We start from the raw sequence: 13,960 nt of genomic DNA on the forward strand, positions 1-13,960 counted from the left end.
GGCGGTAATTGAATGAAGAGCAGCAGTGCGCTGTTTCCAGTCACATTGATGAGGGCGGATATCCTCGGAGATCTTTCTGAGGATATCTATCTCGTTAAGCATAACCGCGATCCGGATCAGAGTGTTCAGATTGCTCTGACGCGGGTTGGTCTTGCGGAATTTCCCGAGAAAAGCGGCTTTCCCCTGGTTCTTGTTCACGGTAGTTTCACTAATCGTGGGTTCTGGCTCTCGCCGAAAGGTCAGGGCTTTGCCCGATACCTGGTTGAACAGGGCTTCGATGTCTGGTTGTTTGAACAGCGGGGCCATGGTCTGTCGCCTCGCAATCAGGACTACAGCAGAAATACTGTTGAACGCTACGCACGGTACGACGTGCCTGCAGTGCACGAATTTATCGAAGAAAAAACAGGGCGCTTTCCCGCCTGGGTTGGTCACTCTCTCGGTGGCACTATGATCGCAACAGCCGTTGCTGCAGGTTTCTGTGATAATACGATTCCTGCGTTCGTAATGTTCGGGACACAGGTCGTTCGCCCGAATCTGGCGTTGCAGGTGCCTCTGCTGAGTCAGATCACACGAGGAGTGGTTTACTTTAAGCAGGAACTCGATGGCCGCAAACTTAAGATCGGGCCTGAAAATGAACCTGCAGGCGTCATTAATGAGTATCTTGCTCGCCATAGTCTGCTTGGTCGCTGGAAACTTCCCTCGACGAATGAACCTCTGCTTCCGCGTTGGAAAGAAGAGTGTATTCCAATGCTCGGTGTTTCCGCAGCGGGGGATACAACGGATCCTGCAAAATATTGTCAGCGGTTTTACCGTATGTATGGTGGTCCGAAAGAGGAGCTGTTGCTTGGTACCGAGAACGGCTTCAGTAAGGATTTTGCCCATATAGACATGGTTGTCAGTAAGGAAGCAGAACTTGAAGTCTGGCCGAAGGTCAGTAATTGGTTAAAGGCTTATGCCGGCTGACCAGCAGCGCAATGTCGCAGTGCTCGCTGGAGCGACAGGTTTGATTGGTGCGCATCTTCTGGATCTTCTGATTGCCACAGGCAAATACACTCAGGTAGTGGTTTTGGCGCGCAGAAAACCGACAGATCTCTCTGTCACTGCTCAGGAGGCGCTCAGCACAGGGTTGCTTCGCTGGAATGCGTTCGATCAGTCTTTTCCTGGGCATGTTGATCATTTCTTCTGTGCTCTGGGAACAACACAGAAGGTATCCGGTAAGTCTGGCCTGGCTGCAGTGGATCGTGATCTGGTGATTGATCTTGCGGGGAAATCCGTCGCTGCTGGCGCTCGGTTGTTGTCGATTGTCAGCGCGACAGGTGCGAATGCGGGTTCGATGTTTTTCTATAACCGTATCAAGGGCGAAATGGAGCAGGGGGTCGGTCGACTGAGTGTTCCTTGTATTCAGTTCTGGCAGCCCTCGGTTTTGCTTGGTGAGCGCGATGATTTTCGTCTCGCAGAGGCACTGGCAGGTTTAGTATTGCGGCCACCTTTGCCAAAAAATATTCAGGCCCGGAAAGGAGCGGCAGTTGCCTCTGCCATGGTAGTGGCTGCCGGTCAGGATTTAACTGGCTTACACCGATTTAAAGTACGTGAAATAGATATGTTTAACTCAGGAGAGATTCTATGACTCAATATATTACCCCAGACCTGTGCGATGAATATCCGGACCTGATTACTGTTGTTGAGCCAATGTTCAACAACTACGGTGCCCGTGAATCATTCGGTGGAGAAATCGTTACTGTTAAATGCCACGAAGACAACTCTAAAGTAAAAGAGCTGGTTGATACCGATGGCAAAGGCAAAGTGATGGTGGTTGATGGTGGCGGCTCAATGCGCCACGCTCTGCTGGGCGACATGCTGGCAGAGAAGGCCGCTAAAAATGGCTGGGAAGGCATCATTATCTACGGCTGCATTCGCGACGTTGACGTGATCATGGAAACCGAACTGGGCGTTCAGGCTCTGGCAACTAATCCGCTGAAGACCGATAAGCGCGGTCTGGGTGACGTAAATGTCAAAGTCAAATTTGGTGGTGTAGAGTTCGTGCCGGGTCAGTTTGTCTATGCAGATAACAACGGCATCATCGTTTCTCCACAAGCGCTGAGCATGCCTGAATAAATTGCCGACACTACGTTTCGGGCTGGGTCAGTCCGAAACGTAATCGTGGTTCTCTGAGGCTGTGATCATCAGCAGCAGAAGGGGAGTCATCAGATCGCCCCGACACCCAGCTTCCTCCCAGTTTGTCCCATATTGCCAGGCAGGTGCCAAAGTTTTTGTCGACATGTGCCGGAGCACTACTGTGATGTATCTGATGTTGTACCGGGCTGATAAACCAGCGCTCAAAAGGTCCGAAACTCAGTGGAATGTGAGAGTGCCTGAGATTCGCCCCCAGAACATTAAACAGAAAGCCCAGTGCGTCAACGCCGAGTATGTGCAACGCTGTCAGTTCCCTGCCCGCAAGATAGAGGAATGCACCAGAGACCAGGGTGAACACCAGCCACCCTCTTAATGCGTAGAGTGTCATTTCTACAGGATGAATCCGATGCAGCGTCAATGGAGTAAGTGTTGTGGCACTGTGGTGTACTTTGTGAAGATGCCATAGTGCAGGAACTTTGTGCATCAAACGATGCAAACCGAAGCGGCTGATATCCTCCAGCAGAAAGAAAGTCAGCGAAAAGGCGACGGCAATGCCCCATGTCGGCAGCTCGATGGCCGATGGGCTATCAAAATATTTCTGAAGCAAACCGGCAAACCAGACTGCACCAAGTAAATGGGAGCCGAATAGTGGTACCAGAATGAGCAGTTTAATCAAACTGTTTGCTATCAGGTACGAGGTGTCAGTAAGCGTTGATTTCGTCAGCCAGTAGCGACGAGAAAAGAACGTCTGCTGAACACGATGCCAGGTGACCGGATAGGGGCTTATCCACCAGTAGATCAGAATTAATACAATGCTACTGGCGATAAACCCCCAGAACAGGCGCTTGCTGGGATCGGTGATCTGCCCCAGTGTGAGTGACAGAAACTCACTTGCACCTGTGTCTGCAATCATATTCTCAGAAATCCCAGCGTATGGCCGCTTTAACGGTCAGAGGCTGACTGGGACGTGCGCCGAAGGGTCTGCGCGAGACAATAACCTGCTCATCCGTCAGATTTTCGCCAATAAGGCGAGCCTGCACCGCATTTGTCGCTTGCCATGAGACACTCAGATCAAACAGGGTATGAGCTTCAGTACTGATGCCTGAAGAATAGCTACCTTGCCCGGGAGCTTCTCTGGCCTCTCCTGTGTAGCGAATCGCGCCTGCAACATTCCAGCGATCAAATTCAACACCGGTGCTTAGCCTGGCCTGATGTTTTGGCAGATAAGGAAGTTCATCCCCCTCGTCAACAATGCCCCACTGGGAAAAACCCGACTGAAAACTACTTTGGAAAGCCGACTCAGTATAGGTGTATACAAGCTGCACGGGGAAACGGTAGCGTCCATGGAGCAGCGCATGATTGATTGTGGATTCAAATCCAGCAACCTGGACTTCTCCACCATTGAATTCGTCACCAACGGTACAGCCGCTGTCGGAGGCGCGGCAGCGACCGATCAGATTTGAATAATCACTGAAGAAACCGACGATCTCTGCATGAAGCTCGCCTGATTTATATCGTGCACCATACTCATAATTGATGCTTTCCTCCGGTGAAACGCTGTCGTCCGACGCCGGACCGGCAGGGGAGAATCCCTTATAGACGCCCGCCAGTAATCCGAAATTATCGGACCATTGGAAGAAAACCCCAGCGCCCGGTGCGAGTATGCTTTGATTGCGATCACTCTCGGTTTCTGTCAGATAGTCTTTTACCTGTCCTGATATGGTTTCATATCTCATACCGAGATTGATGAGCCAGTCGTTGACGCGAAGTTCGTCGCTCAAGAACAGAGCAACTGCATCCGACTCTGCTCTGTTGAGAGTCTTGGCTTCCCGGTCCTCGATACCATCAAATTCCAGAGTGCCATCAACCATAAAGTATCCTCTCTGGGTATGGTGGCGACTGACATAATCATGATGGTAGCGCAGGCCAGCTCTGAGGTAATGCTCAACCGATCCTGTATATGCGAGGTAGTCAGCGGTCAGTGATATACCCTTGGAGCCATAGGTTCTGTCATTGTCGGTGACGTCAATAGTGATGTCTTCACTGTCTGATGTGGCAATGTCGCCTCGCAGGGCGGACATTTCCTTAATGAAAATATCTGGATTGGCAAGGACATCCTGAGCAGATACGCCATCTATGAAACCATCGAATTTATTCCAGGAGCGATTGAATGTCTGGTCGTAAATTCGCGTGGATATGCTCAGTGATGATGACAATTCGATGCCATGAATAAAGTGAACCTGGCTGTGATCTGAATTGAACTGGTCGAGTTGGCTTGCGGCGTAGCGGCGATTGGGATTTGCACTGAAATCATCATCACTCAGACCAAGATATGTTTCGTCTGACGTTTCTTCAGCGTATCCAAGTTTCAGAGTGGCAAACTGAGCGTATTCTGCGGAGGGGGCGCTCTCCCAGAATAGCTTTGCATTTACATCATTTCGGGCAAAACCGGTGTCATCTCCATTGTCCAGTTCCTTGAATCCGTCAGCGCCGTAGGAGAGCAGATCAATGTGATAGCCCCATTGTTTATTTAATGCTTCAGGAGTGTCGCCATACTGAAGACGCCCTTTATAGTAATTGTCACTACCATAAGTGAGGTCCAGACTACCTTCATCGGTGTAGGGCGTCGGAAGGGTCACCATATTTATGGCTCCACCAATGGTGTGCGGGCCGTATTGAATGGCCGCGGGGCCTTTTACAACTTCAACACTCTGCATCCGGTTTACATTCGGAATGTAATACGCTGCAGGGGCGGTGTATGGTGCAGGGGAGATGAGAATTCCATCTTCCATCAAGGTGATCTTCTGGCTCCGGTCGGAGGTGACACCCCGGATACCTATATTGGGGCGTAGCCCGTAACCGTCTTCATAACGAATATAGACACCAGGCGTTCTCGTCAATAAATCATTGAGGTCGGTGCTGTCAAATTCGGAGATCATGCTCTCGTCGATTCTCGTTGCAGAGCCCGCGATGGTTGCCAGCTCCTGCTCAGAACCAATAATAGTCATCGTGTCCAGGTGAACAGCTTCTTCGGCAGCAGTCGTGTGCATCGGAACAGAGATCAGAAGTCCTGCAGATACCGACGCCTTTAATAAATTAATCCGATAAAAATTCATAGTAATGCTCGGGTCAGTCATTGTCAGATTGGCTTCGTTCCGGAAGATCAAGATTTACAGCGGCAATAAAATCTACGCGCAGTCTGTCAGTAATCCGCTTTAACAGGCCATAAAGGCTGCACATGTCGACAGAGCCGCTATCCGGGTTTGCTGCACTGTTTGTACAGGCTGTTTCATCTCCGGACAGGAGTTGAGCTTCTGCCTGATCAAGCAGAGACTGGTCCATGGAGTCGATAAAGGACACTGCGGCACCCGTATCTGACAGCAGGTTTTCAATGATCCCACTGTCTGAAAACTCAGTTCTGGCGATAACGTCGTCGAACCCCAGGCCGGAACCTCCGGTGAGCAGGGTTTTAAAGGTCTGGAGGTTGATGCGGATATTCGCAAAAGATGTTTCGGTGTATGGAGACTCGACGTCGTCAGGGCATGCAGCATCGTCGCACCCTGAATTGATAATGCTGGTTGGAATTCCTGCCTTTGTGTCCTTTACATATTCTTCAATGTAGAAAAGTGCATCTGACAGGGCTCCGAGGCTTTCACTCGTATTGACCGGGTTGAGGAAATCGGAGCGCTGTGCATCCCATTGTTCAAGCAGCGTTTGTGCTTGTTGGGTGATGTCTGCCGAGACGAACTTTGCATAGGCGCAACGTTGGGTCTTTCTCTCTGAATCGGTCAGGTCGTTCCAGTCCTGAGTTGCTTCTGTTGTTGCAGGGCACGAGTGGTCGAGGTCTTGATTGAAAAGAAGATATTCAAGTGCATCTAGCCCCCGCGCGCTGTTTCGCCGCGTGACTATGCTGAAATCTGGCTCGGTAGCTGCAATGACCGCTTGGTCGACAGCGCAGGCGTTATGGGAAAAGTTGCTCCCGTAAGAGAGAATTCTGTTTCTGAGACTCATGTCGCTGCTGGCAAGAGGGCCGATTATCATCATTTCATTAGCTTGCCAGGATGCCATGAGATCGAGCCATTCGTGTTGGGCGGCATCCAGCGCTGAGGACTCGCCGTCACTGCCGATGGCATCGCAGTAGGAGCTGACACTGATGGTCTGACTCAGTTCTGCGAATGATCGGTAAGATGGTTCGATGATGTTGTCGGTGTAATTTGCAAGCATTTCAGTAAATGGGAAGTCATCCAGACTTTCCGACTGACCAGAGCCCGAACTCCCGACACAACCTGTCATCAGAAGTGGTGATGCTGTAATCAGGGTCGCGAGTGAAATATAGCGGCGGAACATGTACCTCTCCGTGATAGAGATGATGTAAATAAGAATTGCTAGTATTAAGGAATTTCCATACAAAAACGCCCGCGATATCGCGGGCGTTTCTATTCAAAGCTGGTAATTACCAGTTCGCTGCATTGTCGGCGTGGAAGCCATACGCATCGCGAAGCAAATCGCGGGCTGCCAGCAGGTCTGTACGGTACTGGCTAACACCACCAGTGAAGGCTTCGCCAGCCTGTGTTCCATCAGCAAGTACTGGTGCATCACCCATCAGAGAGTGGACCTCTTCGAGATTGGCGACTGCTGCTTCGCTGACACGGAATGGTGACAGTGGGTTGAACTGGAGGCCCAGAGCAAAGCCTTTCATTTCACCCCAATGCTTTGCCAGGTCAGTAAAGTTGGCAACGTCGGCAAACTTGGTACCGTCAAAGTCATCCATATCTGCAATGGTATCGTTGATGTAGTGGATAACCGTTGCTGCAATACATTTTTCCCAGGTAACAGCTGCAATCTGAATCTGTGATTCGAGATCGGCGGCAGCTTCGGAGGTCAGCTCACCAGCAGCAGAGGCTTCGGCGATGATGGCGCGACCAGTCAGGAATGCATCAAAAGCTTCTTTCGTGAGGTCTGTTTCAACGGTGGCGCCGCGGTCACGCTTGGCACAGTTGGCAGAATTACCGAAGATAACTTCGCTTCTCAGGTCCAGCAGGCCGTCACCGTTGGCATCGTTGTAGCCCTGGAATTCAGGACGACCACCTTTGATTGCAATTTCGTCGTCGGTGAAATCATTAAAGTTACGCGTTGCACCAAAGTAACCGAATGCTTCGTCCCACTTATGCTCTGCAGCGGTGTAGTTTTTGCCGTCAACGAGCGCAAGATTAGACGCGTCTGCGAAATCTGTCTGAAGGTAATCTGCCGTTCCCTGAGAGAAGGTGACTGCACCAAGCAGGAACTTCTGAATCAGTTGCACATAGTCGAGGCCTTCAGGAGAAACATATGCAACTTCAACAGCGGTTGTGTCGCTGGCGGTTGTTGCGATAGTGAATCCAGTGTCTGCATTAAGCACGAGATCATCGAAGAACTGATCGACAAGATCAGTAGGGCTTGCTACGTCGCCCCAGCCGAAGAAGCCCTCGCCCAGAACATGCTCTGCCTTGTCTTGTCCGGCAATTTTGCTGATCAGATCTTTACCTGATGAAATTGAGTTGTAAGTGTCTTGGACAAGGGTCTGGCCGTCGATCGCGAAATCAAATGCGTTATCTCCGTTTGCTTCACTGTCGAAACGGAAGAAATAATCAAATGCGGCTGTTTCTGTTGTGTCGGTGACGTCTGCAGTCGCCGCCTTAAGATCTGAGATAAGGATGTGGCGAGCAGTCTGGCCGCTGTAGCTGACGGTGTCGTTGCCACTGGCGTCCGTAAACGTATAGGTCTCCGGGACGTTGTAGCTGCTTTCAGGAACAACAGGCGTTGTTACGTTGTCGTCATCGTTGCTGCTGGAGCCGCCACCGCAACCGTAAAGAGCGATAGACATGGTTGCTACGGCAAGAGCGCTTACCTTAGGGAGTTTCATTTTCAGATCCTTTTTATTGAATTCTTACAAAAACGCGGAGCAGTGTATGGATTTGAAAATTAATGTCAAACGTAATGCGAATTCTTCGTATTAAAAATGTTAATAATAAAAATGGATTGTATACAATGAGGTGGATGCGGGGAGTGAATTGCCTTAGAATTGCGACCTCTCTTACTATATTGTAGACATTGCATGTCAAAGACTCTTGCCGACAAAGTGTTTAATGAGTTGACAACGTCAATCGTCCGAGGGGAGCTTGCTCCGGGCGAAAAGCTGTCTGAGCAGGCGCTTGTTGAGCGTTATGGCGGGAGTCGTGCTCCCATCAGGGAAGCTATACAGAAACTTGAGGCTCGCAACCTCGTTGTCCGTGTTCCTCACGCGGGTGCCAGAGTGGTGTCATTGTCTCTTGAAGAGTTGCGGGATATTTACGAAGTCCGTCTTGAACTGGAAAGTATGGCCTGTCGTCTGGCCGCTGAACGTATGACGGATGAAGAGGTGGCTGACCTTGAGTCGCTGCTGGCTGAACATGCCCGCTCAATTGAGGCGGACCAGGGCCTCAGTTATTACCAGAAGTCCGGCAATCTCGATTTTCATTACCGCATTATTGAAGGCAGCAAGAATGGTCGCTTGCATCAGATGTTGTGTGGTGATCTTTACCACATCATTCGTATGTATCGTTACCGCACCAGCACAAGTACCGAACGGCCACTGCTTGCACTGAAAGAACATCAGCGGATTGTGGAGGCGATAAAAGGTCGTGATCCGCAGCTCGCCGAATTATTGATGAGGCGCCATATTCAGGCGTCGCTGACTAACCTTGAAACTCGTCTGGCTCACGAGGCCCGACATTAATACATATGGCACAGGAGACCTGATATGACCCCAGGCCAGAAGTTCCGTAAGGCGCTTGAAGATAACAAGCCGCTGCAGATTGTAGGTACCATCAATGCGTACGCCGCAATGATGGCTGAAAAGATCGGCCACCAGGCGATCTATCTCTCCGGCGGTGGTGTTGCAAACGCCTCTTACGGTCTGCCAGACCTCGGTATGACGTCTCTGAACGACGTTGTTGAAGACGTGCGTCGTATCACGTCTGCCAGCTCTCTGCCGCTGTTGGTAGATATCGACACCGGTTGGGGTGGTGCATTCAACATCGCTCGCACCATCAAAGAGATGGAAAAGGCTGGTGCTGCCGCTGTTCATATCGAAGATCAGGTTGCTCAGAAGCGTTGTGGTCACCGTCCGAACAAAGAAATCGTTTCTAAAGAAGAAATGGTTGACCGTATCAAGGCGGCTGTAGACGCTCGTACTGATCCGGATTTCTTCATCATGGCTCGTACCGATGCGTTTGCTCAGGAAGGTCTGGAAGCCGCGATCGACCGTGCTAAAGCGTGTGTTGAAGCTGGCGCTGACGGCATCTTCGCAGAAGCTGTGAAGACTGAAGTGCACTACCGCGCATTCGCTGAAGCGCTGGATGTGCCGATTCTGGCGAACATCACTGAATTCGGTCAGACCGAACTGTGGAGCCGCGAGCAGCTGGGCGAGTGGGGCGCCGCTATGGTTCTGTACCCACTGAGTGCTTTCCGTGCAATGAACAAAGCCGCTGAAACTGTCTACAAGAGCCTCCTTGAAGAGGGTCATCAGCGTAAGGTGATCGACATTATGCAGACCCGTATGGAGCTGTACGATTACCTGAACTACCACGATTTTGAACAGAAGCTCGATGCGCTGTTTGAAGAAGGAAAGAATAAGTAAGTTGCCGATGGGAGATATTCCTCCTGTTATAAAAATTAATAATTTCAGATAGTTACGTTAAGTATCTAAAGTTATAGGAGAAGCACATGGCTGCTGCAAAAGAACTCTCTGGGGCGGGCCTGCGTGGTCAGGTCGCCGGTAAAACTGCTCTGTCGACCGTAGGTAAATCAGGTTCTGGTCTGACCTATCGTGGCTACGATGTTAAAGACCTTGCTGCAAACTGTGAGTTTGAGGAAGTTGCGTACCTGATCCTGAAAGGCGAGCTGCCAAACCAGGCTGAACTGGATGCATACAAGAGCAAGCTGAAAGCAATGCGTGGCCTGCCACAGGCGCTGAAAGAAGTGCTTGAGCGTATCCCTGCGTCCGCTCATCCAATGGATGTGATGCGTACCGGTTGTTCTATGCTCGGCAACCTCGAAACCGAAGAAAGCTTCGATGAGCAGCAGGAAGCGACTGATCGTATGCTGGCTGTCTTCCCGGGCATGATCAACTACTGGTACAACTTCTCTCACAATGACAAGCGCATTGATGAGAATACCGATGCTGATTCCATTGCAGAGCAGTTCCTGTGGACTCTGCATGGCGAGAAGCCGTCTGAACTGCACGTTCGTGTCATGCAGGCATCTCTGATTCTGTACGCAGAGCACGAATTCAACGCGTCTACCTTCACCGCACGCGTATGTGCGTCAACGCTGAGCGATATGCACTCCTGCATCACTGGCGCTATCGGCTCTCTGCGTGGCCCACTGCACGGTGGCGCTAACGAAGCAGCGATGGATCTGATCGAAGGCATGGACAACCCAGAGCACGCTGAAGAAACCATCATGGGTATGCTGGCGCGCAAAGATAAGATCATGGGCTTCGGTCACGCGATCTACCGCGAATCTGACCCGCGTAACGCTGTGATCAAAGAGTGGTCTGAGAAGCTGGCGAACGAGAATGGCGACACCAACTTGTACGACATTTCTGTACGTTGTGAAGCCGTTATGTGGCGCGAAAAGAAGCTGTTCTGTAACGCTGACTTCTTCCATGCGTCTGCGTACAACTACATGGGTATTCCAACCAAGCTGTTCACTCCGATCTTCGTATGTTCCCGCCTGACTGGCTGGGCAGCACACGTAATGGAGCAGCGTGCTGACAACCGTATTATCCGTCCAAGCGCTGAATACACTGGTGAAGAGAACCGTGCGGTTCCGGCGATTACTGACCGCTAAGTCGCTGCGCCGCTAAAAGTTAAATGTGAGAGGCGGCTATTGCTCTCTGGCGCGCCGTGAACCCATCCCTGGGGGCTTGGGCGCTACATCCATGTGGTGCACAGCCAGATCGCAACAGTCGCTCTCACTTGAGTACTCCGAAGTCCCCGCCATATTGAGCGGTGATTTCAGCGGCCCACCCGGTGTAAGGGGGGTGGGTGGAAGCCGGTTTTCAACCCTGCATGCCATGGATGGCATGCGGGAGTCTCCATGGATGGATTCACGACGAGTTGAAAACCGGCTTTCATCCACGCACCGAATCGAGTGCGCCAAAACCGTGATGAGAAATTGAGTATGAATACTGAATTCCGTAAGAATCTTCCGGGCAGCAGCCTGGACTACTTTGATACCCGCGCGGCATGCGAAGCCATCAAGCCGGGCTCATACGACACACTGCCTTATACCTCGCGTATTCTGGCAGAGCAGCTGGTTCGCCGTTGTGCACCAGAAGCACTGAACGCCAGCCTTGAGCAGCTGATCGACCGTAAGCGTGATCTCGACTTCCCTTGGTACCCAGCGCGCGTTGTCTGTCACGACATCCTCGGCCAGACCGCTCTGGTGGATCTGGCGGGTCTGCGTGATGCAATTGCAGAGCAGGGTGGTGATCCGTCTAAAGTGAACCCTGTGGTTCAGACTCAGCTGATTGTTGACCACTCTCTGGCTGTTGAATGTGGTGGTTTTGATCCGGATGCATTCCAGAAAAACCGTGACATCGAAGAGCGTCGTAACGAAGATCGTTTCCACTTTATCAACTGGACCAAAACCGCGTTCGACAACGTCGACGTGATTCCAGCGGGTAACGGCATTATGCACCAGATCAACCTGGAGAAAATGTCTCCGGTGGTTCAGGCGCGTGAAGGCGTTGCCTACCCAGATACCTGTGTTGGTACCGACTCTCACACCCCGCACGTTGATGCGCTGGGCGTAATCTCTGTGGGCGTGGGTGGTCTGGAAGCCGAAACTGTCATGCTTGGTCACCCATCCATGATGCGTCTCCCGGATATCGTGGGCGTTGAGCTGAAAGGTAAGCGTCAGCCAGGCATTACTGCCACTGACATCGTACTGGCTCTGACGGAGTTCCTGCGTAAGGAGCGTGTGGTCGGTGCTTATGTCGAGTTCTTCGGCGAAGGTGCATCCAGCCTCTCCATCGGTGACCGCGCTACCATCTCCAATATGACGCCAGAGTACGGTGCGACTGCAGCGATGTTCTACATCGACGAGCAGACCATTGACTACCTGAACCTGACTGGTCGTGAGCCTGAGCAGGTCGCTCTGGTAGAACAGTACGCGAAAGAGACTGGTCTGTGGGCGACAGCCCTGGAAACTGCGGAATACGAACGTGTTCTGACGTTCGATCTGTCGACTGTTGGCCGTAACATGGCTGGTCCATCCAACCCGCACGCACGTCTGGCAACGGCAGATCTGGCAGCCAAAGGCATTGCTGGCAACCTGGATGCAGCAAAAGCTGAAGAAGCAGAAGGCCTGATTCCGGATGGCGCAGTCATCATTGCGGCGATCACCTCCTGTACCAACACCTCTAACCCGCGCAACGTAGTCGCTGCTGGTCTGCTGGCTAAGAAAGCCAACGAACTGGGTCTGATCCGTAAGCCTTGGGTGAAATCGTCTTTCGCGCCGGGCTCTAAAGTGGCTGAGCTGTACCTGAAAGAGTCTGGCCTGCTGCCAGAGCTCGAGAAGCTGGGCTTCGGTATTGTGGCGTTCGCATGTACTACCTGTAACGGTATGTCTGGTGCGCTCGATCCAGTGATCCAGCAGGAAATCATCGATCGTGACCTGTACGCCACAGCGGTACTGTCGGGTAACCGTAACTTCGATGGTCGTATCCACCCATACGCTAAGCAGGCGTTCCTGGCGTCTCCACCACTGGTAGTTGCTTACGCGATTGCTGGTACCGTACGTTTTGATATCGAGAAAGACGTACTGGCCGTGGTTGATGGCAAAGAAATCCGCCTGATGGACATCTGGCCATCTGACGAAGAAATCGACGCGATCGTTGGTGAATTCGTTAAGCCGCAGCAGTTCCGTGATGTATACATCCCGATGTTCGATCTGGGTGAAGCTGAGAAGGCACCAAGTCCGCTGTACGACTGGCGTGAGATGTCGACCTACATCCGTCGTCCTCCATACTGGGAAGGCGCGCTGGCAGGTGAACGTACTCTGAAAGGCATGCGTCCACTGGCGCTGTTGCCAGACAACATCACCACTGACCACCTGTCTCCGTCTAACGCGATTCTGATGAACAGTGCTGCCGGTGAATACCTGCACAAGATGGGTCTGCCAGAAGAAGACTTCAACTCTTACGCAACTCACCGGGGTGACCACCTGACTGCTCAGCGTGCGACCTTCGCTAACCCGAAACTGATGAACGAAATGGTTCGTGATGAAGACGGTAATGTGAAGCAGGGCTCTCTGGCGCGTATCGAGCCGGAAGGTCAGGTAACCCGTATGTGGGAAGCCATCGAGACCTACATGAACCGCAAGCAGCCGCTGATCATTGTTGCCGGCGCTGACTACGGTCAGGGTTCTTCCCGTGACTGGGCGGCCAAAGGTGTTCGTCTGGCAGGTGTTGAAGTGATTGTTGCTGAAGGCTTCGAGCGTATTCACCGTACCAACCTGATCGGTATGGGTGTATTGCCGGTACAGTTCAAAGAAGGCACCACCCGTAAGACACTGGAGCTGGACGGCACCGAGACATACGACGTCGTGGGTGAACGTACTCCGCGTGGCGATCTGACACTGATCATCAACCGCCAGAATGGCGAAACCGTTGAAGTGCCAGTGACCTGTCGTCTGGATACTGCTGAAGAAGTAGTGACCTATAACGCAGGTGGTGTGCTACAAAAATTCGCCAAAGACTTCCTTAAGTCAAACTGAGGCTAGTTGCGTTGCTGCAACTTTG

Annotated in this window: 11 protein-coding genes; 7 read left to right on the forward strand and 4 right to left on the reverse strand. The window is 51.8% G+C overall.

Translation table 11 applies throughout. From position 1 onward, the window contains the following. Positions 1 to 12: 12 nt before the first annotated feature. From Q1L85_RS05350 to rraA, 3 genes are read left to right on the forward strand one after another with little or no spacing between them, the layout of a single operon-like run. Positions 13 to 963: an alpha/beta hydrolase family protein gene (locus Q1L85_RS05350; RefSeq protein ID WP_300425389.1), complete on the forward strand. Its 951-nt coding sequence runs from the start codon at positions 13 to 15 to the stop codon at positions 961 to 963. Beyond that, positions 953 to 1,627 carry an NAD-dependent epimerase/dehydratase family protein gene (locus tag Q1L85_RS05355; protein ID WP_300425387.1) on the forward strand — a complete coding sequence of 225 codons (675 nt, stop codon included), beginning with the start codon at positions 953 to 955 and terminating at the stop codon, positions 1,625 to 1,627. The genes Q1L85_RS05350 and Q1L85_RS05355 overlap by 11 nt, the downstream gene beginning before the upstream one ends. Continuing rightward, complete coding sequence (gene rraA, locus Q1L85_RS05360) at positions 1,624 to 2,115, forward strand: ribonuclease E activity regulator RraA (protein ID WP_300425385.1); 492 nt, start codon at positions 1,624 to 1,626, stop codon at positions 2,113 to 2,115. Before Q1L85_RS05355 ends, rraA begins: the two co-directional genes overlap by 4 nt. Positions 2,116 to 2,125: 10 nt before the next feature. On the opposite strand, the gene Q1L85_RS05365 is transcribed toward rraA, so the two are convergent. The 4 genes from Q1L85_RS05365 to Q1L85_RS05380 form a co-directional block, all read right to left on the reverse strand. Continuing rightward, positions 2,126 to 3,046 carry a sterol desaturase family protein gene (locus Q1L85_RS05365; protein WP_300425384.1) on the reverse strand — a complete coding sequence of 307 codons (921 nt, stop codon included), beginning with the start codon at positions 3,044 to 3,046 and terminating at the stop codon, positions 2,126 to 2,128. A 4-nt stretch (positions 3,047 to 3,050) separates the two neighbouring features. Beyond that, on the reverse strand, positions 3,051 to 5,270 hold the full coding sequence (locus Q1L85_RS05370) for a TonB-dependent receptor domain-containing protein (protein WP_300425383.1): 2,220 nt from the start codon (positions 5,268 to 5,270) through the stop codon (positions 3,051 to 3,053). Then, positions 5,263 to 6,480 carry an imelysin family protein gene (locus tag Q1L85_RS05375; RefSeq protein WP_300425382.1) on the reverse strand — a complete coding sequence of 406 codons (1,218 nt, stop codon included), beginning with the start codon at positions 6,478 to 6,480 and terminating at the stop codon, positions 5,263 to 5,265. The genes Q1L85_RS05370 and Q1L85_RS05375 overlap by 8 nt, the downstream gene beginning before the upstream one ends. A gap of 106 nt (positions 6,481 to 6,586) precedes the next feature. After that, positions 6,587 to 8,035, reverse strand: coding sequence for a DUF4856 domain-containing protein (locus Q1L85_RS05380; RefSeq protein ID WP_300425381.1), 1,449 nt, complete (start codon positions 8,033 to 8,035; stop codon positions 6,587 to 6,589). Positions 8,036 to 8,227: 192 nt separating this feature from the next. On the opposite strand from Q1L85_RS05380, the gene Q1L85_RS05385 reads away from it, so the two are divergent. The 4 genes from Q1L85_RS05385 (at position 8,228) to acnD (ending at position 13,935) form a co-directional block, all read left to right on the forward strand. Next, positions 8,228 to 8,887 (forward strand): GntR family transcriptional regulator, encoded by a 660-nt coding sequence (locus tag Q1L85_RS05385; protein WP_300425380.1) that lies wholly within the window; start codon positions 8,228 to 8,230, stop codon positions 8,885 to 8,887. A gap of 24 nt (positions 8,888 to 8,911) precedes the next feature. Beyond that, entirely contained in the window at positions 8,912 to 9,790 is an 879-nt protein-coding gene (gene prpB, locus Q1L85_RS05390) for a methylisocitrate lyase (RefSeq protein WP_300425378.1), read from the forward strand. Positions 9,791 to 9,876: 86 nt separating this feature from the next. Beyond that, positions 9,877 to 11,004 carry a 2-methylcitrate synthase gene (prpC, locus tag Q1L85_RS05395; protein WP_300432527.1) on the forward strand — a complete coding sequence of 376 codons (1,128 nt, stop codon included), beginning with the start codon at positions 9,877 to 9,879 and terminating at the stop codon, positions 11,002 to 11,004. Positions 11,005 to 11,337: 333 nt separating this feature from the next. After that, on the forward strand, positions 11,338 to 13,935 hold the full coding sequence (acnD, locus tag Q1L85_RS05400; protein ID WP_300432529.1) for a Fe/S-dependent 2-methylisocitrate dehydratase AcnD: 2,598 nt from the start codon (positions 11,338 to 11,340) through the stop codon (positions 13,933 to 13,935). Positions 13,936 to 13,960: the final 25 nt, after the last annotated feature.

Source organism: uncultured Thalassolituus sp., from assembly GCF_950066645.1.
Classification (GTDB): Bacteria; Pseudomonadota; Gammaproteobacteria; order Pseudomonadales; family Oceanobacteraceae; genus Thalassolituus.

Excerpts from the sequence above, each read along its gene's own strand:
- Q1L85_RS05350 (WP_300425389.1), top strand. The coding sequence starts at position 13 with ATGAAGAGCAGCAGTGCGCTGTTTCCAGTCACATTGATGAGGGCGGAT.
- Q1L85_RS05355 (WP_300425387.1), top strand. The coding sequence starts at position 953 with ATGCCGGCTGACCAGCAGCGCAATGTCGCAGTGCTCGCTGGAGCGACA.
- rraA (WP_300425385.1), top strand. The coding sequence starts at position 1,624 with ATGACTCAATATATTACCCCAGACCTGTGCGATGAATATCCGGACCTG.
- Q1L85_RS05365 (WP_300425384.1), bottom strand. The coding sequence starts at position 3,046 with ATGATTGCAGACACAGGTGCAAGTGAGTTTCTGTCACTCACACTGGGG.
- Q1L85_RS05370 (WP_300425383.1), bottom strand. The coding sequence starts at position 5,270 with ATGACTGACCCGAGCATTACTATGAATTTTTATCGGATTAATTTATTA.
- Q1L85_RS05375 (WP_300425382.1), bottom strand. The coding sequence starts at position 6,480 with ATGTTCCGCCGCTATATTTCACTCGCGACCCTGATTACAGCATCACCA.
- Q1L85_RS05380 (WP_300425381.1), bottom strand. The coding sequence starts at position 8,035 with ATGAAACTCCCTAAGGTAAGCGCTCTTGCCGTAGCAACCATGTCTATC.
- Q1L85_RS05385 (WP_300425380.1), top strand. The coding sequence starts at position 8,228 with ATGTCAAAGACTCTTGCCGACAAAGTGTTTAATGAGTTGACAACGTCA.
- prpB (WP_300425378.1), top strand. The coding sequence starts at position 8,912 with ATGACCCCAGGCCAGAAGTTCCGTAAGGCGCTTGAAGATAACAAGCCG.
- prpC (WP_300432527.1), top strand. The coding sequence starts at position 9,877 with ATGGCTGCTGCAAAAGAACTCTCTGGGGCGGGCCTGCGTGGTCAGGTC.
- acnD (WP_300432529.1), top strand. The coding sequence starts at position 11,338 with ATGAATACTGAATTCCGTAAGAATCTTCCGGGCAGCAGCCTGGACTAC.